At 62.5% G+C, this 22,024-nt stretch carries 26 protein-coding genes and 1 pseudogene; 15 read left to right on the top strand and 12 right to left on the bottom strand.

All coding sequences use genetic code 11. From position 1 onward, the window contains the following. Window positions 1–207: 207 nt before the first annotated feature. Window positions 208–636 (top strand): DUF6481 family protein, encoded by a 429-nt coding sequence (locus tag NKI25_RS12895; RefSeq protein ID WP_023676956.1) that lies wholly within the window; start codon window positions 208–210, stop codon window positions 634–636. An 82-nt stretch (window positions 637–718) separates the two neighbouring features. Here NKI25_RS12895 and sugE read toward each other — a convergent pair whose 3' ends face one another. Together sugE and NKI25_RS12885 are read right to left on the bottom strand one after the other, a co-directional pair. Further along, complete coding sequence (gene sugE / locus NKI25_RS12890; RefSeq protein WP_352588587.1) at window positions 719–1,033, bottom strand: quaternary ammonium compound efflux SMR transporter SugE; 315 nt, start codon at window positions 1,031–1,033, stop codon at window positions 719–721. 154 nt (window positions 1,034–1,187) lie between these two features. After that, window positions 1,188–1,313, bottom strand: a complete 126-nt coding sequence (locus NKI25_RS12885; RefSeq protein ID WP_013528464.1) for a hypothetical protein — start codon at window positions 1,311–1,313, stop codon at window positions 1,188–1,190. 215 nt (window positions 1,314–1,528) lie between these two features. Here NKI25_RS12885 and NKI25_RS12880 point away from each other — a divergent pair. The 3 genes and pseudogenes from NKI25_RS12880 (at window position 1,529) to NKI25_RS12870 (ending at window position 3,894) form a co-directional block, all read left to right on the top strand. Next, window positions 1,529–2,337, top strand: a pseudogene (locus tag NKI25_RS12880) (transglutaminase-like domain-containing protein). A 122-nt stretch (window positions 2,338–2,459) separates the two neighbouring features. After that, on the top strand, window positions 2,460–3,422 hold the full coding sequence (locus NKI25_RS12875) for a cation diffusion facilitator family transporter (protein WP_352998546.1): 963 nt from the start codon (window positions 2,460–2,462) through the stop codon (window positions 3,420–3,422). 67 nt (window positions 3,423–3,489) lie between these two features. Next, window positions 3,490–3,894 carry a GFA family protein gene (locus NKI25_RS12870; protein ID WP_023676952.1) on the top strand — a complete coding sequence of 135 codons (405 nt, stop codon included), beginning with the start codon at window positions 3,490–3,492 and terminating at the stop codon, window positions 3,892–3,894. 39 nt (window positions 3,895–3,933) lie between these two features. Here NKI25_RS12870 and NKI25_RS12865 read toward each other — a convergent pair whose 3' ends face one another. Continuing rightward, window positions 3,934–5,196, bottom strand: a complete 1,263-nt coding sequence (locus NKI25_RS12865; RefSeq protein ID WP_352691418.1) for a DNA recombination protein RmuC — start codon at window positions 5,194–5,196, stop codon at window positions 3,934–3,936. Window positions 5,197–5,299: 103 nt separating this feature from the next. On the opposite strand from NKI25_RS12865, the gene def reads away from it, so the two are divergent. Genes def through truA form a run of 4 tightly spaced genes read left to right on the top strand, consistent with a single transcriptional unit; the run spans window position 5,300 to window position 8,056 of the window. Continuing rightward, window positions 5,300–5,830, top strand: coding sequence for a peptide deformylase (gene def, locus NKI25_RS12860; RefSeq protein WP_352455964.1), 531 nt, complete (start codon window positions 5,300–5,302; stop codon window positions 5,828–5,830). A 16-nt stretch (window positions 5,831–5,846) separates the two neighbouring features. Beyond that, the gene (gene fmt / locus NKI25_RS12855) at window positions 5,847–6,776 is read left to right on the top strand and encodes a methionyl-tRNA formyltransferase (protein ID WP_352691558.1); all 930 of its coding nucleotides are present in this window, start codon (window positions 5,847–5,849) and stop codon (window positions 6,774–6,776) included. Next, entirely contained in the window at window positions 6,773–7,282 is a 510-nt protein-coding gene (locus tag NKI25_RS12850) for a GNAT family N-acetyltransferase (RefSeq protein WP_352568527.1), read from the top strand. Before fmt ends, NKI25_RS12850 begins: the two co-directional genes overlap by 4 nt. An 18-nt stretch (window positions 7,283–7,300) precedes the next feature. Then, window positions 7,301–8,056, top strand: a complete 756-nt coding sequence (gene truA, locus NKI25_RS12845; protein WP_352568526.1) for a tRNA pseudouridine(38-40) synthase TruA — start codon at window positions 7,301–7,303, stop codon at window positions 8,054–8,056. On the opposite strand, the gene NKI25_RS12840 is transcribed toward truA, so the two are convergent. Both NKI25_RS12840 and dapE read right to left on the bottom strand, forming a co-directional pair. Continuing rightward, the gene (locus NKI25_RS12840) at window positions 8,038–8,646 is read right to left on the bottom strand and encodes a transporter (protein ID WP_352455970.1); all 609 of its coding nucleotides are present in this window, start codon (window positions 8,644–8,646) and stop codon (window positions 8,038–8,040) included. The two genes, truA and NKI25_RS12840, sit on opposite strands and share 19 nt — an antisense overlap. A gap of 2 nt (window positions 8,647–8,648) precedes the next feature. Continuing rightward, window positions 8,649–9,848, bottom strand: coding sequence for a succinyl-diaminopimelate desuccinylase (gene dapE, locus NKI25_RS12835; RefSeq protein WP_352844940.1), 1,200 nt, complete (start codon window positions 9,846–9,848; stop codon window positions 8,649–8,651). A gap of 129 nt (window positions 9,849–9,977) precedes the next feature. On the opposite strand from dapE, the gene NKI25_RS12830 reads away from it, so the two are divergent. Continuing rightward, entirely contained in the window at window positions 9,978–11,009 is a 1,032-nt protein-coding gene (locus tag NKI25_RS12830) for a 2-dehydropantoate 2-reductase (protein WP_352588573.1), read from the top strand. Here the strand turns inward: NKI25_RS12830 and NKI25_RS12825 are convergent. The 4 genes from NKI25_RS12825 to dapD all read right to left on the bottom strand — a co-directional run bounded on the left by NKI25_RS12825 (window position 10,999) and on the right by dapD (window position 14,507). After that, window positions 10,999–12,099 carry a GGDEF domain-containing protein gene (locus tag NKI25_RS12825; protein WP_352588570.1) on the bottom strand — a complete coding sequence of 367 codons (1,101 nt, stop codon included), beginning with the start codon at window positions 12,097–12,099 and terminating at the stop codon, window positions 10,999–11,001. The genes NKI25_RS12830 and NKI25_RS12825 overlap by 11 nt on opposite strands. Before the next feature lie 335 nt (window positions 12,100–12,434). After that, window positions 12,435–13,223 carry a hypothetical protein gene (locus tag NKI25_RS12820; protein ID WP_352455973.1) on the bottom strand — a complete coding sequence of 263 codons (789 nt, stop codon included), beginning with the start codon at window positions 13,221–13,223 and terminating at the stop codon, window positions 12,435–12,437. A 21-nt stretch (window positions 13,224–13,244) separates the two neighbouring features. Beyond that, window positions 13,245–13,622 (bottom strand): DUF805 domain-containing protein, encoded by a 378-nt coding sequence (locus tag NKI25_RS12815; RefSeq protein ID WP_352588567.1) that lies wholly within the window; start codon window positions 13,620–13,622, stop codon window positions 13,245–13,247. Window positions 13,623–13,652: 30 nt separating this feature from the next. Continuing rightward, window positions 13,653–14,507, bottom strand: a complete 855-nt coding sequence (gene dapD / locus NKI25_RS12810; RefSeq protein ID WP_023677474.1) for a 2,3,4,5-tetrahydropyridine-2,6-dicarboxylate N-succinyltransferase — start codon at window positions 14,505–14,507, stop codon at window positions 13,653–13,655. 145 nt (window positions 14,508–14,652) lie between these two features. Here dapD and NKI25_RS12805 point away from each other — a divergent pair, with 145 nt between their 5' ends. Beyond that, the gene (locus NKI25_RS12805) at window positions 14,653–15,492 is read left to right on the top strand and encodes an LOG family protein (RefSeq protein WP_352588564.1); all 840 of its coding nucleotides are present in this window, start codon (window positions 14,653–14,655) and stop codon (window positions 15,490–15,492) included. 34 nt (window positions 15,493–15,526) lie between these two features. On the opposite strand, the gene NKI25_RS12800 is transcribed toward NKI25_RS12805, so the two are convergent. Beyond that, complete coding sequence (locus NKI25_RS12800) at window positions 15,527–16,234, bottom strand: pyrimidine 5'-nucleotidase (RefSeq protein WP_352588561.1); 708 nt, start codon at window positions 16,232–16,234, stop codon at window positions 15,527–15,529. A 161-nt stretch (window positions 16,235–16,395) separates the two neighbouring features. Here NKI25_RS12800 and NKI25_RS12795 point away from each other — a divergent pair, with 161 nt between their 5' ends. Beyond that, window positions 16,396–17,157 carry a GGDEF domain-containing protein gene (locus tag NKI25_RS12795; protein WP_352998545.1) on the top strand — a complete coding sequence of 254 codons (762 nt, stop codon included), beginning with the start codon at window positions 16,396–16,398 and terminating at the stop codon, window positions 17,155–17,157. 49 nt (window positions 17,158–17,206) lie between these two features. On the opposite strand, the gene NKI25_RS12790 is transcribed toward NKI25_RS12795, so the two are convergent. Then, window positions 17,207–17,374, bottom strand: coding sequence for a hypothetical protein (locus NKI25_RS12790; protein WP_352998544.1), 168 nt, complete (start codon window positions 17,372–17,374; stop codon window positions 17,207–17,209). Between the two features lie 93 nt (window positions 17,375–17,467). On the opposite strand from NKI25_RS12790, the gene NKI25_RS12785 reads away from it, so the two are divergent. Continuing rightward, window positions 17,468–17,968, top strand: a complete 501-nt coding sequence (locus NKI25_RS12785) for a MarR family winged helix-turn-helix transcriptional regulator (protein WP_352588555.1) — start codon at window positions 17,468–17,470, stop codon at window positions 17,966–17,968. Here NKI25_RS12785 and phhA read toward each other — a convergent pair. Next, a complete protein-coding gene (phhA, locus tag NKI25_RS12780) occupies window positions 17,963–18,796 on the bottom strand; it encodes a phenylalanine 4-monooxygenase (protein WP_352568518.1) in 834 nt (277 codons plus the stop codon). The genes NKI25_RS12785 and phhA overlap by 6 nt on opposite strands. A gap of 140 nt (window positions 18,797–18,936) precedes the next feature. Here phhA and NKI25_RS12775 point away from each other — a divergent pair, with 140 nt between their 5' ends. From NKI25_RS12775 to NKI25_RS12765, 3 genes are all read left to right on the top strand, one after another. Beyond that, window positions 18,937–19,413, top strand: coding sequence for an Lrp/AsnC family transcriptional regulator (locus tag NKI25_RS12775; RefSeq protein ID WP_023677481.1), 477 nt, complete (start codon window positions 18,937–18,939; stop codon window positions 19,411–19,413). A 102-nt stretch (window positions 19,414–19,515) separates the two neighbouring features. After that, window positions 19,516–21,063, top strand: coding sequence for a magnesium-protoporphyrin IX monomethyl ester anaerobic oxidative cyclase (gene bchE, locus NKI25_RS12770; RefSeq protein ID WP_352998543.1), 1,548 nt, complete (start codon window positions 19,516–19,518; stop codon window positions 21,061–21,063). A 104-nt stretch (window positions 21,064–21,167) separates the two neighbouring features. Then, window positions 21,168–21,905, top strand: coding sequence for a hypothetical protein (locus NKI25_RS12765; protein WP_352634813.1), 738 nt, complete (start codon window positions 21,168–21,170; stop codon window positions 21,903–21,905). Window positions 21,906–22,024 lie beyond the last annotated feature (119 nt).

The following is a 22,024-nucleotide window of genomic DNA, read 5'->3' as shown; positions in this document are numbered from 1 at the left end:
CTTGGCGCTACACGTAGCGATCAGTCCGCCGCCCCGCCAGATGCCTGGATGGTGAACAGTGCGGGTGCCTTTCAGCCGAATTCAATCGAAATGGCGTCTCCCGGCTGCAACAGATCAGAATTTCATGGCTGGCATACCGTTTTGGCGCTTGAACTCTCGGTTTTCGCGCGTATGTAAGCCTCGCAAATTGACTTCAGGGAAGTGGACTTGGCTATCTATAGGGAAAAAGACGTTTTCGAGCGGCGCAATGCCGCAAACGAGGCAAAGAAGGCGCTTCTGGAGCGCTTCAAGGCAAAGCCGGCGCCAGATGATCCAGCGGTGCTGGCACGACAGGCCGAGCGCAAGGCGATCCTCGAGGCCCGCGCGATACGCGAGGCCGAAAAGGCCAGGCTGAAGCAGGAAAAGCTGGCGCGCGAAGCGGCCGAAAAGGCCGAGCGCGAGGCAGCCGCCGAAGCGGCACGCATCGCCGCGGAAGAAGCCGCACAGGCCGAAGCGAAGATCCGGGAAGCTGAAGAGAACGAGCGCATCGCCCGTTTTCTTGCCGACGAGGCGGAACGCAAGGCCAAGCGTGATGCGCGCTATGCGGCGCGCAAGCAGCGCACCGGCAGGACGCCGCCCGGCTTCTCCGCGCGATAGCGCTTTCCGGCGCTGATCAGCCGAATTCAAGAATCAGGGCCGCCTTGCAGCGGCCCCGCACGCGTTCGTCCGTCAGAATCGGCTAAGCCGCGAGCTTCAGTCCCATGATGCCGCAGACGATTAGCGCGATGCAGGCCAGCCTGATCGCCGTCGCTGGCTCGCCGAGCAGCCATATCCCCAACAGCGCCGTGCCGACGGTGCCGATGCCGGTCCACACCGCGTAAGCGGTGCCGACCGGCAACGCCTTCAGCGCCAGGCCGAGCAAGGTCAGGCTGACGATCATCGAGGCTACCGTCAGGACGCTCGGCAGCGGCTTCGAGAATCCGTCGGTGTATTTGAGGCCGATCGCCCAGCCGATCTCGAACAGTCCGGCGAACAACAGGAAGATCCACGACATTGGAACGCTCCGTTTCGATGGCTTCCGGCCGATTTCTTGAAAAGCGCAAAAATTGCCTTCGCCGCATCCATAGGGGATGCGCGTGAGCTTAGTGAACAATCATACCGGCCGCGTTTGCGGCCGGTCGAGATAAGCCGAAACGGTAGCTGCGGCCCTACTTGTCCTTCAGCTTCATCGCCTTCACCGGCGGTGCCTTCAGGGCCGGCGCCGGAGCCGGTTTCTTCGCGTCCTTCTTCGGCTTGCGGGCCTCCTTGCCTGCCTTCATCGCACCCTTAGCCATGATTCGTTCCTCCAGTTGATGTCTGGCGAAGTGAAACAAGAGAAAACGCTCGACTGCAAGAGGCCGCTGCCGTGCAGTCGCCCTGGCCGATGGCTGTCAACTGGTTTCTAATTCCCTCGTAAACCGCAGCGGTCCGTGCCATGGTCTTCTTCGCACTGCAGCATCAGCCCTTGCGTTTCGCCGGCTGATGATCAAGCAGGCCGGTCAGGACGACAATGCGGATCCACATCGGTTGCCAGATGAGCTTCGACTTCCCGCAGGAAACACCGCTGATCGCGATGCTAAACGTCCATTATTCGCGCGCATCCGATCTTGAGCGGCCGGACTTCCTGACGTCGAACCCGCCGGTGCCGATCGAAAGCTACCGCGACAGTTTCGGCAATTGGTGCAACCGTTTCGTTGCGCCGGCCGGGCGCTTTGCGTTCGGCACGGACGCGGTGATCCGCGACCCCGGCTCCTTCGAGACGCGCGAGCTGACGGCGTGGCAGCACGAGGTGCGCGATCTGCCGTCGGAGACGCTGCTGTTCCTGCTGCCCAGCCGTTATTGCGAGAGCGACGTGCTGTCGAATGAAGCGTGGCGGCTGTTCGGCAGCACCCCGCACGGCATTCCGCGCGTCCAGGCGGTCTGCGACTTCGTCCATAACCACATCGCCTTCAACTATTTCAATGCACGGCCGACGCGCACCGCCGCCGAGGCCTATCGCGAGCAGAGTGGTGTATGCCGCGACTTTGCTCACCTCGCTGTTGCCTTCTGCCGCGCCCTGAACATTCCGACCCGCTACTGCACCGGCTATATCAGTGATATCGGCCTGCCAAAGCCGTGGTCGGACATGGATTTCGCCGCCTGGATGGAGGTCTATCTCGGCGGCCGCTGGCACGCGTTCGACCCGCGCAATAACGCGCCGCGCATCGGCCGCATCCTGATTGCCTCCGGACGCGATGCCGCCGATGTGCCGCTGACCACATTTTCGGGCCGGGCGCGCTGGCTGGCTTCAAGGTCTGGACGGACGAGGTCGTCGAATAGCCCCGCGCCGCCCTTTTGAACAACTGACCTTGTGAACAACTGGGCCCTTCGGGCGTTGTGGGGACTGTGGAGCGTGGGCGGGCGCTCCGCCAATCTCGGTGCATCAACCAAGGCAGCACACCATGGCGGCGCATGGCGGGTCGAAAAAAGTGATCTATGCGGCGCTCGCCGGAAATCTTGCGATCGCACTGACCAAATTTGCCGCTGCCTTGTTCACGGGCAGCTCGGCAATGCTCTCGGAAGGCGTCCACTCGCTCGTCGATACCGGCAATGGCAGCCTGCTGCTTTACGGCATGCACCGTGCCGCCCGGCCGGCCGACCGCACGCATCCGCTCGGCCATGGCCGCGAGCTGTACTTCTGGAGCTTCATCGTCGCGCTCCTCGTGTTTGCACTGGGTGCCGGCATATCGTTCTACGAAGGCGTGATGCACATCATGGCGCCGGAGCCGATCGCCAACGCCAAGGTGAACTACGCTGTCCTCGGCCTTTCCTTCCTCTTCGAAGGCACCTCTTGGCTGGTGGCGCTGAAGGAATTCCGCCACCAAAAAGGCAGCCACGGCTGGCTTGAGGCGGTGCAGCTCAGCAAGGATCCGAGTGTCTACACCGTACTCTTCGAGGACAGCGCGGCACTTCTCGGCCTCGTTGTCGCCTTCGCCGGCATATTGGCGGCGGAATTGCTGGACATGCCGAAGCTCGACGGCGCCGCGTCGATCGGCATCGCGCTCATCCTGGGCGCGACCGCGATCTTCCTGGCGCGCGAAAGCAAGAGCCTGCTGCTCGGCGAGCCGGCCTCGCCCGAGGTGCAAACAGAGGTGCTGGCCATCATCCAGCAGGACCCGGCGGTGCAACGGGCAAATGGCGTGCTGACGCTGCATATGGGTCCGCAGGAGATCGTCGCCGCTTTGAGCATCGAGTTCGAGGATCATTTGTCGGCGCCCGAGATAGAGACCTGTGTCGAGCGCCTCGAGACGCGGCTGAAGGCGGAGATGCCGGAGGTGACGCGGCTGTTCGTCAAGCCGCAGACCACCGGCACCTGGGAACGCCGGAGCAAGGCCTTGGCGGCGTCCGGAGGGGAACCGGCCTGAGGAAAATGGCTGCGCCATCGGGCAGTCCCGGTTATGATTGCGGGCAAAAGCTCCAGGAGGAACGAAGATGAAAATCGACGGCGCGTGTCATTGTGGCGCTATCACTTACGAGGCCGAAGTCGATCCGGAAAAGACCACCATTTGTCACTGCATCGATTGTCAGAAGCTAACCGGAACGGCCTTTCGCGTCACCGTGCCGGCGTCCGAGGACAATTACAGGATCACCAAGGGCACGCCGAAGATCTACATCAAGACCGGTTCGAGCGGCGCCAAGCGTGCCCAGGCATTTTGCGGTGAGTGCGGCTCGCATCTCTACGCCACGTCGGCGGGCGAGGGACCGAAGGTTTACGGTATCAGGGTCGGCACGGCACGGCAGCGCGAGCAACTGGTGCCGAGAAAGCAGATCTGGCACCGCTCGGCGCTGCATTGGCTGCCGGAATTCGAAGGCACAACCATCATCGAGGAGCAGTAGCGCCAGACCGGGGCGAAGCCTCCGGTTCCGGCGCAGGCCTCAATCGTCGCCTTCGACGACCCTTAGCCTCAACTGCCCGGTTTTCGAATCGGCGACGCGCGGGCTGCTTTCCGCTTTTGCTCCGCTGCCATTCGAACCAGCGGTGTCCTCCGCCGGCTGCACGCCAAACTCCAGCGCCTCGATCTTTTGTCCGCGCCTGGTCACCTTCGATGTCGAGACCAGAATGTCGTCGATATCCTTGGCCGATTGGCCGAAATGCGTCTGCAATTTGCGCACCCGCTCGTCTAGCCGGGAGACGTCTTCCATCAGCCGGATAACCTCGCCCTGGATCAGGTGTGCCTGCTCGCGCATGCGGGCATCCTTGAGGATCGCCTGGATGACCTGGATCGACAGCATCAAAAGCGATGGCGAGACGATGACGATCCGTGAGCGATGCGCCTTCTGGACAACGGCCTCGAAATTCTCGTGGATTTCGGCGAACACCGATTCCGAAGGCACGAACATGAAGGCGGTGTCCTGCGTCTCGCCCTGGATCAGGTATTTTTCGGAAATATCGCGGACATGCACCTCGATGTCGCGGCGGAAAGCCTGTGCGGCGGTCTTCTGCAGTTCGGCGCCTTCGGCGGCCCGGATGGCATTCCAGGCCTCGAGCGGAAACTTTGCATCGATGGCAAGCGACGGTGCGCCGTTCGGCATCTTCACCAGGCAATCGGGCCGGCTGCCATTCGACAAGGTCGCCTGGAATTCATAGGCGCCGTGCGGCAATCCGTCGGCGACGATGGCTTCCATACGCGACTGGCCGAAGGCGCCGCGCGTCTGCTTGTTGGAAAGGATCGCCTGCAATTGCACGACCTGGCCGGCCAGCGACTGGATGTTGCCTTGCGCGATATCGATGACCGCCAGCCGTTCCTGCAGCTTGGCGAGGCTCTCATGCGTCGATCTCGTCTGCTCGGTCATGGTCTGGCCCAGGCGGCCGGTCATGGCATCGAGGCGCTGGCCGATCGACTGTGTCAGTTCCGCCTGGCGCGCCCCGAACACTTCGGCGATGGCGCCCATGCGGCCCTGCATTTCCGCTTGGGATTGCAGAATGCCGGCCATCCGCGCCTCGGCGTCGCGGGCATGGTCGGCGGCTTCCGCGGCCGCTACCGCACGCGCCTTGGCCGATCGCCACAGCGCAATGACCAACGCCACGAACAGACCGAGGAACAGCATTGCACCGAAACCCAGGACATGGCCGAGGGTGAGTGTGGTGGCGCCGAGGCGGGCGACAGGTTCGGACAGGATGGTGGCCAGTTCGTTCATGCCGACAGCATAGATGATTCGGAACGTCGGCACAGATCAAAACGTGAACGGCCCGGAGGCGCCCCGGTTGACGCTTTTCCTGCGACGTCTTAGGTGAGACGCCATGTCGATCAAGCCGCTTATCATCCTCCCCGATCCCGTCCTGCGCCAGGTTTCAAAACCGGTCGAGCGTGTCGATGGCGATTTGCGCAAACTGGCCGGCGACATGCTGGACACCATGTACGACGCGCCCGGCATCGGCCTCGCAGCGATCCAGGTCGGCGAACCCTTGCGCATGCTGGTGATCGACCTGGCCAAAGAGGACGAGACGCCGGCACCGCACGTCTTCATCAATCCCGAAATCCTTGAAAGCTCCGACCAGCGTTCGGTCTACGAGGAAGGCTGTCTGTCGATCCCGGACTACTATGCCGAGGTCGAGCGCCCCGCGGCGGTGCGGGTGAAATATCTCGATCGCGACGGCAAGCTGCAGGAGATCGAGGCCGAGGGCCTGATGGCGACCTGCCTGCAGCATGAAATCGACCACCTCAACGGCGTGCTGTTCATCGATTACATCTCCAAGCTGAAGCGCGACATGGTGGTCAAGAAATTCAAGAAGCTCGCCAGGGACAAGGCGCCGGGCAAGATGGTGGGGTAGGCGTCGACGAATGCCCCTGCGTGTCATCTTCATGGGTACGCCCGAATTCTCCGTGCCGACGCTGCGGGCGATTGCCGGGGCCGGGCACGAGTTGGCAGCCGTCTACACGCAGCCGCCGCGCGCCGGCGGCCGGCGCGGGCTCGAACTGACGCCGTCGCCGGTGCAGCGCGAGGCGGAGCGGCTTGGCATCGAGGTGCGGTCGCCGGTGTCGCTGAAGGGCGAGGCGGAGCAGGAGGCGTTCCGCGCCTTGGGTGCCGACGTCGCCGTGGTCGTCGCCTACGGGCTGCTTCTGCCCAAACCCATTCTCGAGGCGCCGCGGCTCGGTTGCCTCAACGGTCACGCATCGCTATTGCCGCGCTGGCGCGGCGCTGCCCCTATCCAGCGCGCCATCATGGCCGGCGATACCGAAACGGGCATTATGGTGATGCGGATGGAGGAAGGCCTCGACACCGGCCCGGTGGCAATGGTTGAAAAATGTCCCATTGGTCCCGACATGACGGCCGGCGATCTGCACGACCGGCTGATGGTCCTCGGTGCTGCGCTGATGGTGCAAGCGCTCGAACGGCTGGAGCGGAATACGCTGACATTTACCACACAGGCGGAGGTGGGGGTGACCTACGCCAAGAAAATCGATAAATCGGAGACTCGCATAGACTGGCTGCGACCTGCCGGCGACGTGCACAACCAGATTCGCGGCCTGTCGCCCTTTCCCGGTGCATGGTGCGAGGCCGAAATCGGCGGCCGCGTGGAACGGCTGAAACTGCTTCGCTCGACGCTCTCGCAAGGCGCCGGCGAACCGGGAGGAATTCTCGATGACCGACTGACGGTCGCCTGCGGGTCAGGCGCGATCAGGCTGGTCGAAGTTCAACGTGCGGGCGGAAGGCCCATTGCCGCGCAGGAGTTTCTGCGCGGGGCCAAGCTCGAAAAAGGAATGAAATTGTCATGAGCATGATGTCCATACGCGCGGCGACGCCGCGGGACCGCGAGGCGATCCGCCTTGTCGAAGAACACGCATTCGGCCAGCAGACGGAGGCCGGACTGGTCGACGCGCTGGTCACCGGCGGTGATGCCGTCGTCGAACTGGTGGCGGACGAAGACGGGCAAGTGGTCGGCCATATCCTGTTTTCACGGCTTTTCGTGCAGAATGGCGGCAAGAGCTTCCCGGCGGTGGCTTTGGCTCCTTTGGCGGTCGAGCCGTCGTTCCACGGCACCGGCATCGGCGGTGCCCTGGTACGCGAGGCTCATATCCGCCTGAAGGCTGCTGGCGAGACGCTCGCCGTGGTGCTCGGCGATCCGGCTTACTATGGCCGTTTCGGCTACAGCCGTGCCCGTGCCGCGAAATTCGACAGCGACTATCAGGGCGAAGCCCTGCAGGCGCTTGCCTGGGGCGAGGCGCCGGAGACCGGCAGGCTGGTCTACGCCTCGGCCTTCGGCTCAGCCCTCGCCGCCTGATTTCGCCTCGATCCGGGAATGCCGCGTTTTCGCCTCGACATCGAATATGACGGCAGTCTCTTCGCCGGCTGGCAGCGCCAGGCCAACCAGCCATCGGTGCAGCAGGCGATCGAGCAGGCGATCGAGAAGTTCTGTGGTCAGCAGGTTTCGCTGCGCGCCGCCGGCCGCACCGATGCCGGCGTCCATGCGACCGCTCAGGTGGCGCATGTCGATCTGATCAAGGCATGGCCCGGCGACAAGGTGCGCGACGCCGTCAACGCGCATCTGCAAGCGGCCAAGGTGCGCATCGCCATCCTGAAGGCCGCCGTCGTGCCGGATGGCTTCGATGCGCGTTTCTCGGCGATCGGCCGCCATTACCTCTACCGCATCGTCAATCGCCGCGCGCCGGCGGCGCTCGACAAGGGCAAGATCTGGTGGGTACCGAAGCAGCTCGATGCCGGTGCCATGCACGAGGCGGCAAAGGTGCTGCTTGGCCGGCATGATTTCACCACCTTCCGCTCGACCCAGTGCCAAGCCACCAGCCCCGTCCGCACGCTCGACCGGCTGGATGTCAGCCGGGCGGGCGATTTCATTGAGGTCCGCGCTTCGGCGCGGTCATTCCTGCACAACCAGGTGCGCTCGATGGTCGGCTCGCTCAAACGTGTCGGCGAAGGCGGCTGGACTGTTGCCGACCTCAAGGCGGCGCTTGAGGCGCGCGACCGTGCGGCCTGCGGTCAGGTGGCGCCGCCCGACGGGCTGTTTCTCGTCGGCGTCGATTATCCGACGCCTGGCTGATCCGGAACGCTGATCCCGAGCAGCGCCTGCAGGCCGAACAGGACGATCAGCGACGCCACGAACATGCCGGCAAAAACGGCGCTGCCGGTGGCCGCACCCCTGCCGATCGCAACGTTGGTCATCCGCCAAGTCAATACCATCGACAGCGCGAACAACAGCAGCGACACGAGTCCGGAGACTTCGTTGGCCGACGTCAGGAAAAGCCGGATCAACGCCGATGGCAGCATCATCCAGGCGATGATCGCCGAGGCCCAATTGCTGGCCACGACATAATGGACGAAACGGCCGCCGACGCCGACCCGCGGCGCCACCAGGGCGAGGCCTATGAGCGGCAGCACCCAGGCGCCGATATCGACGGTGGCCAGGCGGATCAACATGCTGAAACGGCCGACGAATGCGTTGGGATCGCCGATCTCGTTGGCAATACCGACCCAGCCGACGATCAGTGCCGGCGCCGCGACAACGATGGCAAAAAAGGAGTTCCAGAAACCGTCCGCCGAAAGGTCGAGCAGGCGAAATCCGTCGGCCTTGCCGAGCATCAGCCGCCAGGCACCGGCAAGCGAAGCGTAGGTTTCATCCGCTGAAAGCATCACTAGGATATGTCCTGCGCAAACCAGTCTTCAACGAAGCGCAGATAAATCTGCGTCAGCGTCTCGAGGTCGGCAATCGCCACGCGTTCGTCGACCATGTGCATGGTCTTGCCGACCAGTCCGAATTCGACCACCGGACAATAATCCTTGATGAAGCGGGCATCGGAGGTGCCGCCAGAGGTGGAGAGCGCCGGCTTTCTGCCGGTCACCGCCTTGATCGAGCCGCCAAGCGTCTCGATCAACCTGTCGTCGCGTGTCAGGAAAACATGGCTCGGCCCGTCGCGCCAGACGATCTCGTAGTCGACCGGCGTCTTCTTGCCGGCGCGGTATTTCTTGCGTTTCGCCGCCCGGTCGAGGCGGTTGTGGATCTCGGCCTGGATCGTCTCGGCAGTCCATGTGTCGTTGAAGCGAATATTAAAAGTAGCCGCTGCCTTCGCCGGGATGACGTTGGTGGCAGGGTTGCCAACATCGATGGAGGTGACCTCAAGATTGGTCGGCTGGAAATCCCTTGTTCCGTTGTCGAAGACGGGGTCAAGCAAGGCGTCGACCAGCGTCACCAGGCCGCGCACGGGATTGTCGGCTAGCTGCGGATAGGCGGCGTGTCCCTGGCGGCCGTTGACGACGACCGTACCGGAGAGCGAGCCGCGCCGGCCGATCTTGATCATATCGCCGAGCGCGTCGGGATTGGTCGGCTCGCCGACGATCGCAGCATGCCATTTCTCACCCTTGGCGGCCGCCCATTCGAGCAGCTTCGTCGTGCCGTTGATCGCCGGCCCTTCCTCATCACCGGTGATCAGCAGCGAGACCGACCCGTTCGGGCCGCCCTTCTGCGCGATATGTCGCGCTACCGCCGCGACGAAACAAGCAATGCCGCCCTTCATGTCGACGGCGCCGCGGCCGAACATCTCGCCATTGGCGATCTCGGCGCCAAAGGGTGGGTGCGTCCAGGCTGTTTCATCGCCCACCGGCACCACATCGGCATGGCCGGCAAACATCAGATGCGGGCCGTTGCCGGAACGCCGCGCGTAAAGGTTCTCTATGTCAGGTGTGCCGGATTCGGAAAACACCGGGCGCTCGACGGCAAAGCCGAGCGGCTTCAACATTTCTTCCAGCGCGCTCAGCGCACCGCCTTCGGCGGGCGTCACGGAAGCGCAGCGGATGAGAGCAGCCAGATTTCTGGTCGGATTGGTAGGCAGCGTCATGGGCAAAAGCGATAGTCGAAAGCGCAAGGCCTGTCACGGCCAGACATAAGGGCCAGCCATGCCGCCGACATTATGGTTTTCATGCCGTATAGTTGCGGCAAGGCCTCTCGACCAGGACAGGGCCATCGCATGATCACGCATGGCAGGACGATCGTAATCGCCGGTGCCGGCAGTATCGGATGCTACGCCGGCGGCTGCCTGATACTTGCCGGGCGAAGGGTGGTTCTGCTGGCGCGGCCGCGCATCGAGAAGGTGCTGCAAAAAGGTGGATTGCACATCACCGACCGTGATGGCCGCGACCGATCCGTCAAGCCGGAGGCATTGTCGGTCACCGCCGATCCGGCCGCGGCATTCCCCGGTGCCGATGTCATCCTGCTAACGGTCAAGAGCGGCGCGACGCAGGACATGGCCGGGCTTATTGCGGCCCATGCCCGACCGGATGCGGTGATACTCAGTCTGCAGAACGGCGTCGACAATGCCGATAAGTTGCGAGCCCATCTCGCCGCCCGGCGGGTGCTCGCGGGCATGGTGCCGTTCAACGTGGTCCAATCGGCGGAGGGCGAATTGCCGCTTCGCCTGCACCGCGCCAGCGGCGGCAAGGTGATGATCGAACAGGGTCCGACAGGCCTTGACGAACTGCTTGACGTCGAGGGCTTTGCCGTCGCCACGCATGGTGACATCGAAGCGGTGCTATGGGGCAAGCTGCTGCTCAACCTCAACAACGCGCTGGTGGCGCTTTCCGGCCTGCCGCTGGCGGCAGAGCTTGCCGATCGCCGCTGGCGGCTGATCCTGGCCGGCCAGATCGACGAAGCATTGGCGGCAATGATGGCGACAGGCATCGAACCCGCTCGCATCGCCGGCCTGCGTCCCGCGCTGCTGCCGAAAGTGCTTCGCCTGCCCGACTGGCTGTTCAAGTTCTTGGCGCGGCGGATGCTTGCCATCGATCCGGCCGCGCGTTCGTCGATGTGGGATGACCTTCAGCGCCGCCGGCCGACGGAGATCGGCGAACTGCAAGGCGCGGTCCTGCGTTTGGCCGAAAAGGCCGGCACGCCGGCGCCGTTGCTGAAGCATGTCACGGCACTGGTGCGCGCGGCCGAGCAGAAGAGGCGCGGATCGCCCTGCCTGTCGCCGGAAGCTGTCGCTGCGACCGTCAGATCGTAGCCCGCACAGGCGCCCAGTAACGGCCCTTGCCGGTGCGCTTGGCTTCGTAGAGCGCATGGTCGGAACAGGTGAGCAGGATTTCCGGATCGCCTCCGTCGGCGGGTGCGCATGCGCTGCCGACGCTCAAGCCGACATGGATGGCGGAGCCGACCCCGAGGTCGAAGGGCACCGAGACCTTTTCGATGGCCCGCTTTGCCAGGTAGGTGGCCTCGATCTCCGAGGTTGCGGGCAAAAGGATGACAAATTCATCGCCGCCAATGCGGAAGACCACGTCCCCCGGACGGAAGCCGCGCTTCAATCGTTCGGCCACCTTGCGCAGCAGCACGTCGCCGACGGCGTGGCCAAAACGGTCGTTGACCTGCTTGAAACCGTCGAGATCCATGCTGAGCACTGCAAACGGCTTGCCGCCATTGGCGGCCGGCGTCGCAAGGTCGCGGCACATGTCGCGCAATTTCTCCTGCAGGAAGATGCGGTTTGGCAGGCCGGTCAGCGCGTCCTTGATGGCCAGGTCGCGATTGTCCAGTTCGGCGCGGATCATGCGGGCATTGATTGCGTGGTTCTGAAGCAGCACGATGATGACGCCGGCCACATAGAACGGCGTTTGAATTCCGACGATCGGCATTCCGGGCGCCGCAGAAAACAATGCACCGACCACGTAAGGCAGGCTTACGGCCAACATGACGAACATGGCGAAGCGCGGGGTCGCCGCATTGCGTGACGACACCACGCCGACGACGCCTGCGACATTCAAGGCGGCAAGTACGGAAAGCGCCATATTCCCGCTGGCAACACAGCCATAGCAGCCGAGGCCGAAAACGACCGACCAGACGCCGCTGGCTGCCATCAGGCCCGCCAGCGGCCCTTTCGAGCCGCGCCTGCGGGCCTGCTCGCATTCCCGCATCAGCAGCACGCGGACGGTGAAAAGCATCAGGTCGGCGGCAATCCAGGCGTAGGGCCACCAATCCCCGGTGGCAAGAGCGGCGCTGACTGCAACCAACAGAACGCTGATGGTGCCGAACAGGACTGCGAATTTGCGGTCGAAGGTGGTGTCGAGAAGCCGGGCGCGGACAGCTTCCGGTTCCAATTTCATCGGCGAAGAGAACCAGGCAAATAGGCGAGCGGCGGCGCTCCACGTTTTGCGCGGCTCCTTGGTGATCAGGGATAGGTCGCTTGCCAGTCGAGCGCTCCGTGCCGGTCGACACAGTCTTCGCCGGCATGCTGGGCCAGGGTGATTAACATTCGCTTAGAGCATCCGGCGCAAAACCGGGCTTTCGGAACTCCCCGCTCCGCCGCTCTGGAGCAATTCCAGGAAAAGTGTGAAGCGGTTTTCCGTCCGGAATTGCGTCAAAACAAAAAGATAGAGCGGTTCGGCGTTTCTGCGAAACGATGAACCGTTCTAGCGGATCTGTCGCCGGGTCGCCGGCTTTAGCTTGCCGGCCCCGGTCGTCTGCGGACTGCAGGCCGGCGCGGCGGGCCCGGCTCGGGATCGGTCTTCGCCGCACGTGCCGGCTGCCCATGAGGGGTTTCGATCAGCGTGATCTTCTGCCAGATCTTTCGCGAGAGGTTCGAAGCCAGGTTCTCGATGTCATTGACGCCGTCGATGACCACGGCGTCATTCACCGATTGCGCGAACAGCGCGGCGATCTTGCCGGTGATCGACAGCATTTCGGAGCAGTAGTCGAGATAGCGGGCAAGGTCGGCGGCGTTGGTGATGCGGGCTGGCGAATGCGCAGTCGGCTTGAAACTGGCTGAAAGCGTTGCCGGATCCTTGGTCAGCTGGTGCATGTCGATGACGTGGATCAGCGACCGCAGCCCGTGGAGCTGGCGAAACACCCGCTTGCGCTTGATCCGCTCCTCGGAGCGAATCAGGGCCAGGAAGCCCAGCACCGCGAGGATGATCATGTTGAGGGAGGCTTCGATGCCTTGCACCGACTGGAAGGCATCGTGGTTTCCCGAGATGCGGCCGAGCGGCAGGATTGTGCCGACGAACAGGAACATCAGCGCTCCGACGACGAAGGCGGCGATGATGAGGCCGCGCAGCCACCAGATCGGCGCCTCCAGCGCCTTGGCTGCCTTTGCCAGATCGCGCGACAGCGACACGAGCTCGGCGGCGACGCCGCGCAAGCCTGCATCGGGAAAGCGCTCGGCGACGCGCCCTTCCAGCCGTTCGGCGGTTTCGAGGATCAGTTTCGGATCAAGCGAGCGGTAGCGCATGACGAAATGTCCGATCGGTGCTCAGGGTTCGGCCGGGGCGTTGGTGCGCTTGCCGTAGCGGTTGGGTCCCGGCCGCCCGGGAAACAGGCAAAGCGCGAGGAAAGCGATAATCGAGACAACCGGCACGAACAGCACCAGCGCCGCAACACCCGGCTTGTCGAGGTCATGCAACCGCTTCACCGCCAGCACCACGTTCGACCAAAGCGAGGCAATGAAGGCGATGAAGAAAATGAACGACCACATGTTGCTCTCGGTAGTGCCTTCCGGAACCAGCGTGAAACGGTAGAGTGGGAGGGCTTGTATGATGGCCACCAGCAGTCCTCCCAGAAAATAGGCCGCGCGGCTGACGCGGCCCGAAGTTCTGAAGAAAAGCCAGATGAGGTCTGATCTGTCAGGCAAGCGAATTCCGTCCGTATTCGTGGGGAAAGATCAATCGCGCAGCAATTCGTTGATCGATGTCTTGGAACGGGTTCTGGCGTCGACCCGCTTGACGATGACGGCGCAGTAGAGGCTGGGGCCGGGTTCGTTGTTTGGAAAAGGCTTGCCCGGCAGCGAGCCGGCGACGACGACGGAATTAGGCGGCACCTCGCCGTAGAAGATCTCGCCGGTGGCGCGGTCGACGATCTTGGTCGACTGGCCGATGAAGACGCCCATGCCGAGCACCGAGCCTTCGCGAACGATGCACCCTTCGACCACTTCGGAACGGGCACCGATGAAACAATTGTCCTCGATGATGGTTGGGCCGGCCTGCATCGGCTCCAGCACACCGCCGATGCCGACGCCGCCCGACAGATGCACATTCTTGCCGATCTGGGCACAGGAGCCGACCGAAGCCCAGGTGTCGACCATGGTGCCGCTGTCGACATAGGCGCCGACATTGACGAAGGACGGCATCAGCACGGCGCCGGGCGCGACATAGGCGGAGCGGCGCACGATCGACGACGGCACGGCGCGGAAGCCCGCCTTCTCAAAATCGACGGCGCTCCAGCCGTCGAACTTCGAAGGCACCTTGTCCCACCATACCGCCTGACCGGGACCGCCCTTTATGATCTCCATCGGGGTGAGCCGGAACGACAGCAGCACCGCTTTCTTCAGCCACTGGTTGACGTGCCATTTGCCGTCGGCCTGCCGCTCGGCGACGCGGGCGACGCCCCGGTCGAGCAGGTCGAGCGCCGATTGGATGGCCTCGCGCGTCTCGCCGCGGGTTGCGGTCGAAATCGTGTCGCGTTCCTCGAAGGCGTTCTCGATAATCTCCTCGAGGCTCGCGAGATCGGGCTTCGACATGAATTCGCTCCATTACCAAGCTGTTAAGGGCCGGCGCCTTAACCTGTTTGAAAGTCGCGCGGACCCTATGTGAAGGCTTGGGGAGGGTCAATCGCGGCAGCGTCACGGGACGGCGCAGGTGAATGATTGGACGGGTAAAGCAAATATGACTCCCATGGAAAAGACGGGATGGACGCCGCTGCCGCATTCGGACGAGGATCTGGAGCGGTCGAGAAGCGTGCCGGACACGCCGCAAACGCGCGCGGAGACATACCGGCTGGCCTGGAACGATCCCGATTTCATGACGCGGCGCGAGTTGCGCGCGGTCAGGCTGCAGCTCGAACTGCTGAAACCGGAGATGATCCTGGCCGAGCGCGGCATCCAATCGACCGTCATCCTGTTCGGCGGCGCCCGCATCCCCGAGCCCGGCGGCGAAGCCTGGGCGGCCAAGAACGAGACGCAGAAGAAGAACCTCGAGCAAAACAGCAAATATTACGAGGAGGCGCGCAAATTCGCCCGCCTCTGCTCGCAGCAGTCGGCCATCTCGTACTATCGCGAATTCGTCGTGGTGACCGGCGGCGGGCCGGGCGTCATGGAGGCCGGCAATCGTGGCGCCGACGATGTTGGCGCGCCGTCGATCGGTCTCAACATCGTGCTGCCGCACGAGCAGGCGCCAAACGCCTACGTGACGCCGGAACTCTGCTTCAACTTCCACTATTTCGCGGTCCGCAAGATGCATTTCGTCATGCGTGCCAAGGCCGTTGCGGTGTTTCCAGGCGGCTTCGGCACGATGGACGAGTTCTTCGAAACGCTGACCCTGATCCAGACCGGCCGCATGGAACGCGTGCCGGTCATCCTGTTCGGCAAGGCTTTCTGGGCAAGGGCGATCGACCTCGATTTCCTCGCCGAGCAAGGCACGATCACGCCCGGCGACCAGGATATCATCGATTTCGTCGACACTGCCGACGAGGCCTGGGGGATCGTCAGCCGCTTCTATAAACTTTGACATGCAAGCAAGGACTTGAAGCGCGCCGGCTGCCTCAAGCAGGGACTTCCACGATCGCCGTGAGAAAGCCGGCGAGGTCGTCGGTGACGAAGTCCACATCGTCCTCGCTGGCCGGGTCGCGTTCCCAGATTTCCGAGAAGGTCGGCTCGAAATTGCGCGGCACCACCAACACTGTGGTCATGCCCAGCGATTTCGGCACCGACAGGTTGCGGGCAAGATCTTCGAACATCACCGCATTTTGCCCGGTAACGGCGTGGAGTTCGGCAAATTTCTCATAGGATTGCCGCGCCGGCTTGGGGTTCAGTCCGGCTGCGACGATATCGAAAATATCATCGAAATGCTCGAGAATGCCCAACTGCCGCGCGGTGCGTTCGGCATGCCGGCGATCCCCGTTGGTGAAGATGAATTTACGGCCGGGAAGCTGGCGAATGGCGGTGCCGAGGACGGGATCTGGAACCAGCCAGGAATAATCGATGTCGTGCACTTTCTCGAGAAAATCGTCGGGGTCGATGCCGTGGCGCGTCATCAATCCGTTCAGTGTCGTGCCGTATTCGCGGTAGAGCTCCTTTTGCAGCTTGCGTGCTTCCTCGCGCGGCAGCGTCAGCAATTCTCCGACGTAGGCGGTCATCTTCACATCGATCTGCGAGAACAGATTCGAATGGTGCGGATAAAGCGTGTTGTCGAGATCGAACACCCAGTCGGTGACATGGGCAAAGCGGGCGGGGTCGGGAAGTGTGGTCATACGTCCTTATGGCACGAAACGATCTTTCTAACAGGAGGTTTATCCACAACCTATGCGCGCCCTGGGTAGTAAAAATGGCGCCATGATTAAAATCTTAAGCATCGCCGAAAGGTGACATTCAGCGCTTTGCTGGAACCAAGACGGACCAGTGGGAGCAAGCGATGAATCGCATATTTCTAAAGTCTGCCGCCATCGCTTTCGCCTCCGTCGCGGTCTCGCTTTTGCTGACGCTGATCGTCGTGCCGGCAATGGGGTTTCCGATCAATCGCACCATTTGGCTGACATCCACCGTGTGCCCGCTCGCGCTTGCCTGGAGCGTCGGCGCCTATACGTTCTGGCAGGGCGAAAGGTTGCAGACCGCGCATCGCGAGCTCGCCCGCGCCCATGCCCAACTCGCCGCCGCGCACAGGCGCTTGGCGGAAAAGGCGAGCCGCGACGACATGACCGGCATGCTCAACCGCGAAAGTTTCTTTGCCGCTCTCGACGGCTCCCGGGGCAAATCCGATCGCGGGGCATTGCTGATCGTCGATGCCGACCATTTCAAGACCATCAACGACAGCTACGGCCATCTGATCGGCGACGATGCGCTGCTCCTGATCGCAAACGCGATAGAGCGTGGCGTGCGCAGCGGCGACGTGCTTGGCCGCATCGGCGGCGAGGAATTCTGCGCCCTTCTGATTGGTGCCACCGAACACGAGGCCAGGCGCATCGCCGAGCGCATCCGCCGTGAAGTCGAGCGTATCCGTTTCCGGCCCGTCGACGAACGAACGGTTCCGCTGACAGTCAGTATTGGCGGCATCACCTGCGGCAGAGACGCCGCAGTGTCGGAGCTAATGCGCGCCGCCGACCAGCGGCTCTACGAGGCCAAGCATCGCGGCCGCAATCTGTCGATCATCGACCGCGATATTTCCGAAGCCGCCTGAGCTCGGCCCTAAGCCTTCTGCTGCATTCAACCGCGCCGCTGCCAGACGGTCAAAATCCGAAGATGGCGATGCGGAACAGCAGGGCGGTCGCCGCCAGCGCCACCAGAGCGATGCCAAGGCCAATGGGAGAGCCCCAGCCATACCACTCCATCGCCAGCTTGGCATATTTGAACTCCTCGGCCGGTGTGAGTAGGCCGCGCGTTGGGGTCTGATTCATGGTTCACTCCTTGCAGGCTGCGACCGGCCTTGCCTTGCGCCTGATGCAGCATATTACTATAATGGCCGTAATGTTAGACAGATTGATAGTTAGATGATCGAAATAAATTCGTCAAGCATGAATCGGGCCGACATGAAGACCGCCATCAGCCTTGCCATTATGGGCTGGCAGGACGCGACGCAGGCTTATGACGAGGCAGTGGGCGATAGGCTTGGGCTGAGTACGGCGGAACGCCATTGCCTGGCGCTGCTCTATGGCGGCCCGCGATCGGCTGGCGAGGTCGCGGCCGCAACAGGATTGACGCCGGCCGCGGTCACCGCGCTGATCGACCGGCTGGAGGCACGCGGCCTGCTGACACGAACGCGCAGCCTCGAGGACAGGCGCAAGGTGGTCATAGAGGCGACGGAACTCACGCGAGAACTATCGACGCGCTATTATGGCGCGATCGCGCAGGAGGGGGAAAAGGTGATCGCCACATTCAGCGACACTGAACTCGCCACGATCCTGCGCTTCGTTACGGCGTCGCTCGACCTTCAGCGCGACCAGCTGGCCCGGCTGAAGGCCGAGGCGTTGGAAATAACCGACAGCCTATAGGCTCGCCGGGTCGAGCGCTGGCTCGCCTTTGCGGCGCGCCACGATCGCCGCAAGATCGGCGGTCTCGAAAGCATCACGCAGGGCGTCGAACGACGGCAGCACGAAATAGGCACGCTGGAACTTGTCGATCTCGTAGCCGGTGCGCATTACAGTTTCCAGGTCGAAGGGGACATGGTGCGCCTCGCCGCCTTCGACCGCGAACTGAAGCTCGGTGAAGGATGACATCAGCCCGGCACCGAAAGCCTTCAGCGGCTGGCCCGGCTCGCGTATCAGCCCGTATTCGACGGTGTACCAGTAAAGCCTGGTGATCATCTCGTCGCCGCCGAGCGCAATCACGCTGTCGGCCTTTTTGCCATACATCTGCATGAAGTCGGCAAAGACCGGCTGCGTCAGGATCGGCACGTGACCGAAGAAATCGTGGAACATGTCGGGCTCGACGATGTAGTCGAGCTCCTTTTGGGTTCGCAGCCAGTTGGTGACCGGGAAGCGGCGGTTGGCGAGGTGGTCGAAGAACGGCTGGGCGGGGATGAGCCCCGGCACGGCGACGATCTCCCAGCCGGTGAGCTTGCGCAGCTTCTCACTGACCGCACCGAAATCCGGGATCTTGTCGAGAAGGCCGAGCGCCGCGACGCCATCGAGATAGGAATGGTGGGCGAGCTTCCTGGTCAGCTTCGTCTGGCGGTCGCACAGCGTGCGCCACACCGCCTGTTCTTCGTCGCTATAATTGTAGCCCTGCGCCACGGTGAAATCGGCACGGCAGACCGAATAATCGCCGCGAAGGCCTCGCGCAGCGCATTCGCGGGCATAGTCGGCAACGTTCATTGTCATGGCTTGCTCTCCCTGGAAATCATGATCAGCGGATTGCCGGAAATTCTAGCCGGATGGCGCGAGGCAAATCAGCTTTGATGGTGGCTCAAATGCGGGGTTGGAGGTAAAAGACTCCACGATCGAGCTTTGGGAGAGTGAAAATGCCTCAGTTTGATGAATTCGAGATCAAGATGCTCGACATCCTGCAGCGCGACGGGCGCAAGCCGGTCTCCGAATTGGCGCAGGAGATTGGGCTGTCGACGACACCTTGCGCGCGGCGCTTCGAGGCCCTTCAGCAGGCGGGCATCATAAAGGGCTTTGCTGCGGTGCTCAGCCGCCGCGCCGTCGGGCTGATGGTCGAAGTGTTCATCCAGGTGCGCCTCGTAACCCACAGCGACGGCTCGCCCGAAACCTTTATCGCCGCCGTGCAGCGCATGGACGAGGTGTCGTCGTGCTGGACGATGACTGGAGACTACGATTTCCTGCTGCATGTCATGGTGCCGTCGGTCGACGAGCTCAATGCCTTCGTCATGCACCGGCTGATGCGGCTCGAAGGCGTGCGCGACGTACACACTCAGCTTGTGCTGCAGAACATCAAGGGGCCCGGCCATGTCCCGCTTGCACATCTCAGACGATAGGCATTTCTGCGGAAAAGCTGCACACAAACTGCTGAAGCGAGCCAATCTCCGGAACTAGATCGCCGACTACGACATGCGGACCGCCATTGCATAAGGCCCGCCATGAAAATCGTCCTGATCAACCCGCCGCATACCGCCATCGGCAGCCGTGTGCCGGACGACCATCTGCCGCCGCTCGGCTTGCTGACACTGGGCGGTCCGCTGATCGACGCGGGACACGAGGTGCGGCTCGTCGATGCCGAATTCGGGCCGATGCCGCTTGCCACGCTGGTCCGGGACGCCTTGAGCGATCATCCCGACTGCATTCTGATCGGCCATTCCGGCTCGACCTCTGCGCATCCGACAGCCCTGCTGATCGCCGGCATGGTCAAGGACATCGAGCCAGCGACAATCCTGATTTATGGCGGCGTGTTTCCGACCTATCACTGGCGCGACATACTGGCCGAAACGCATGCCTTCGACTTCATCGTGCGCGGCGAGGGCGAGGCGACAATCGTCGCGCTGGCCGAAGCGCTTGAGAAACGCAAGCCGCTGTCGGACGTGGCGGGGATCGCTTTTCCTGACGATTTGCGCCGTCCTTTTGCCACCCGGCCGGCAAGGACGATCGCCAATTTCGACGATTACCGCATCGGCTGGGAACTGATCGACTTCAGTCGCTACAGCTATTGGGGCGGCAAGCGCGCAGTAGTCATGCAGTTCTCGCGAGGCTGTCCGCATCTGTGCAACTATTGCGGCCAGCGCGGCTTCTGGACGCGCTGGCGGCACCGCGACCCCGGGAAGTTCGCGCGGGAGATTGCCTGGCTATACCGCGAGCAAGGCGTCGAGCTGATCAACCTTGCCGACGAGAACCCGACGTCGTCCAAAAAAGCCTGGCGCGCCTTTCTCGATGCGATGATCGCCGAGAATGTGCCGGTGCTGATCGTCGGCTCCACCCGCGCCGACGACATCGTCCGCGACGCCGACAGCCTGCATCTCTATCGCCAGGCCGGCGTCATCCGCTGGCTGCTTGGCATGGAAAATACCGACGAGCAGACGCTTGCATTGATCCGCAAGGGCGGCAGCACCTCGTCCGACCGCGAGGCGATACGGCTGCTGCGCCTCAATGGCATCTTGTCGATGGCGACCTGGGTGGCCGGTTTCGAGGACGAAAGTTTGCGCGACCTCTGGCGCGGCTTCCGCCAGCTGATCGCTTATGACCCCGACCAGATCCAGGCGCTCTATGTAACGCCGCACCGCTGGACGCCGTTCTTCAGGATTGCCAGGGACCGCAAGGTGATCCAGCTGGACGCCCGCCTGTGGGACTACAAGCACCAGGTGCTGCGGATGACGCGCCTCAAGCCGTGGATGTTGTTCTTCGCCGTCAAGCTGATCGAACTGGCCGTGCAGTCGCGGCCCAAGGCGCTGGCGCGCATCCTGTTCCACAAGGATCCGGAGCAACGGCATTCGATGCGCTGGTACACCAAAATGGGCCGCCGCGTCTGGTTCCGCGAAGTCTGGGGCTTTCTGGTCCGCGACCGCCGCCTGAAAAATGGCCCGACGCTCGCCGAATTCTGGGGCGCGCCGCAAGACGAGGAGGAGGAATCGATGGTGGTCGCGCGCCCGGCCCGCAAGGCGGTAGAAACAGTCGTCGCGATCTCGCCCGGCGCCTGATACCTGACTATGCGCATGACGTACGACCGCTCGCGCGACCTCTAGAGATAAAGTGCGATGCGGTGCGCAAACTGATATGTGCGATGGAGAATGGGGAGGGCCGCATGCAGACGAAAGTGCATCAGAGATTTGTTGCTCGAATCGCCGCGTACGAGACGGACCTTGAGCTTTCAAATGTACTACTCAATAAATTTATCAATCAAACGCCGGACAGTAACCAAACGGTGGCCGTCGCTATCAATGCGAACCCCCATACTCATCAAAAACTCGATGGCAGGGTAAACACAAAGACTTCCCGGAAAATCGTGGGTATCCATCTCAAAAGGACTGTCTATGGGTCCTTCATCAAGGATGCTTACGAGGATTTTGGCGAGTTCTTGACTTCGATCGTAGGCGTCGCCGCTCTCGCTGGCTTCGATCCTGCACGCATAATCGGTGACCTCAAGGTCGATATTAAACTAAGCGACCTTCTCGCGACGGGTTCTTGGAATGAGATGATCAAAAAGGTTTCCGAGACGATCTTCCGTTCCCTGGAAAATGAGCGGAGCACGATCAAGCTAATCGAAAAAATAGACAAACGACTGGGCCTGGAATTGACGCAGGTGACGATTGATGCCGCCATGCCCTTCCTGGACGCGCGGCACATAATTGTTCACAACGACGGTAAAATAGATGCGGCTTATACTGCGAAATACGCTGCAATCGCGATATCGGAAGGGCGCATTAAACTTGATTTCCCATTCGTGAACGATGCGAGGCACGCGATATGCGCCTTGGCCCGTCACATTGACGATCAAGTGCAGGCCAAGGGCCTTTGCCGCGCAACGGATCTGGTCGCTTAATCGGTTTTTGCCGATAGTGGCGAGAGGCTCTCTATTCCCTTTGTAGCTTCACGCGGCGCTTGGTCGCCGACGCGTCCAGGTAATTAGCACTGCGCGCTTGAACTTCCGATGCCGCAAAT

The organism is Mesorhizobium sp. M0808 (assembly GCF_040320025.1).
Taxonomy (GTDB): domain Bacteria; phylum Pseudomonadota; class Alphaproteobacteria; order Rhizobiales; family Rhizobiaceae; genus Mesorhizobium.
This window is presented reverse-complemented; position numbering and strand designations above follow the sequence as displayed.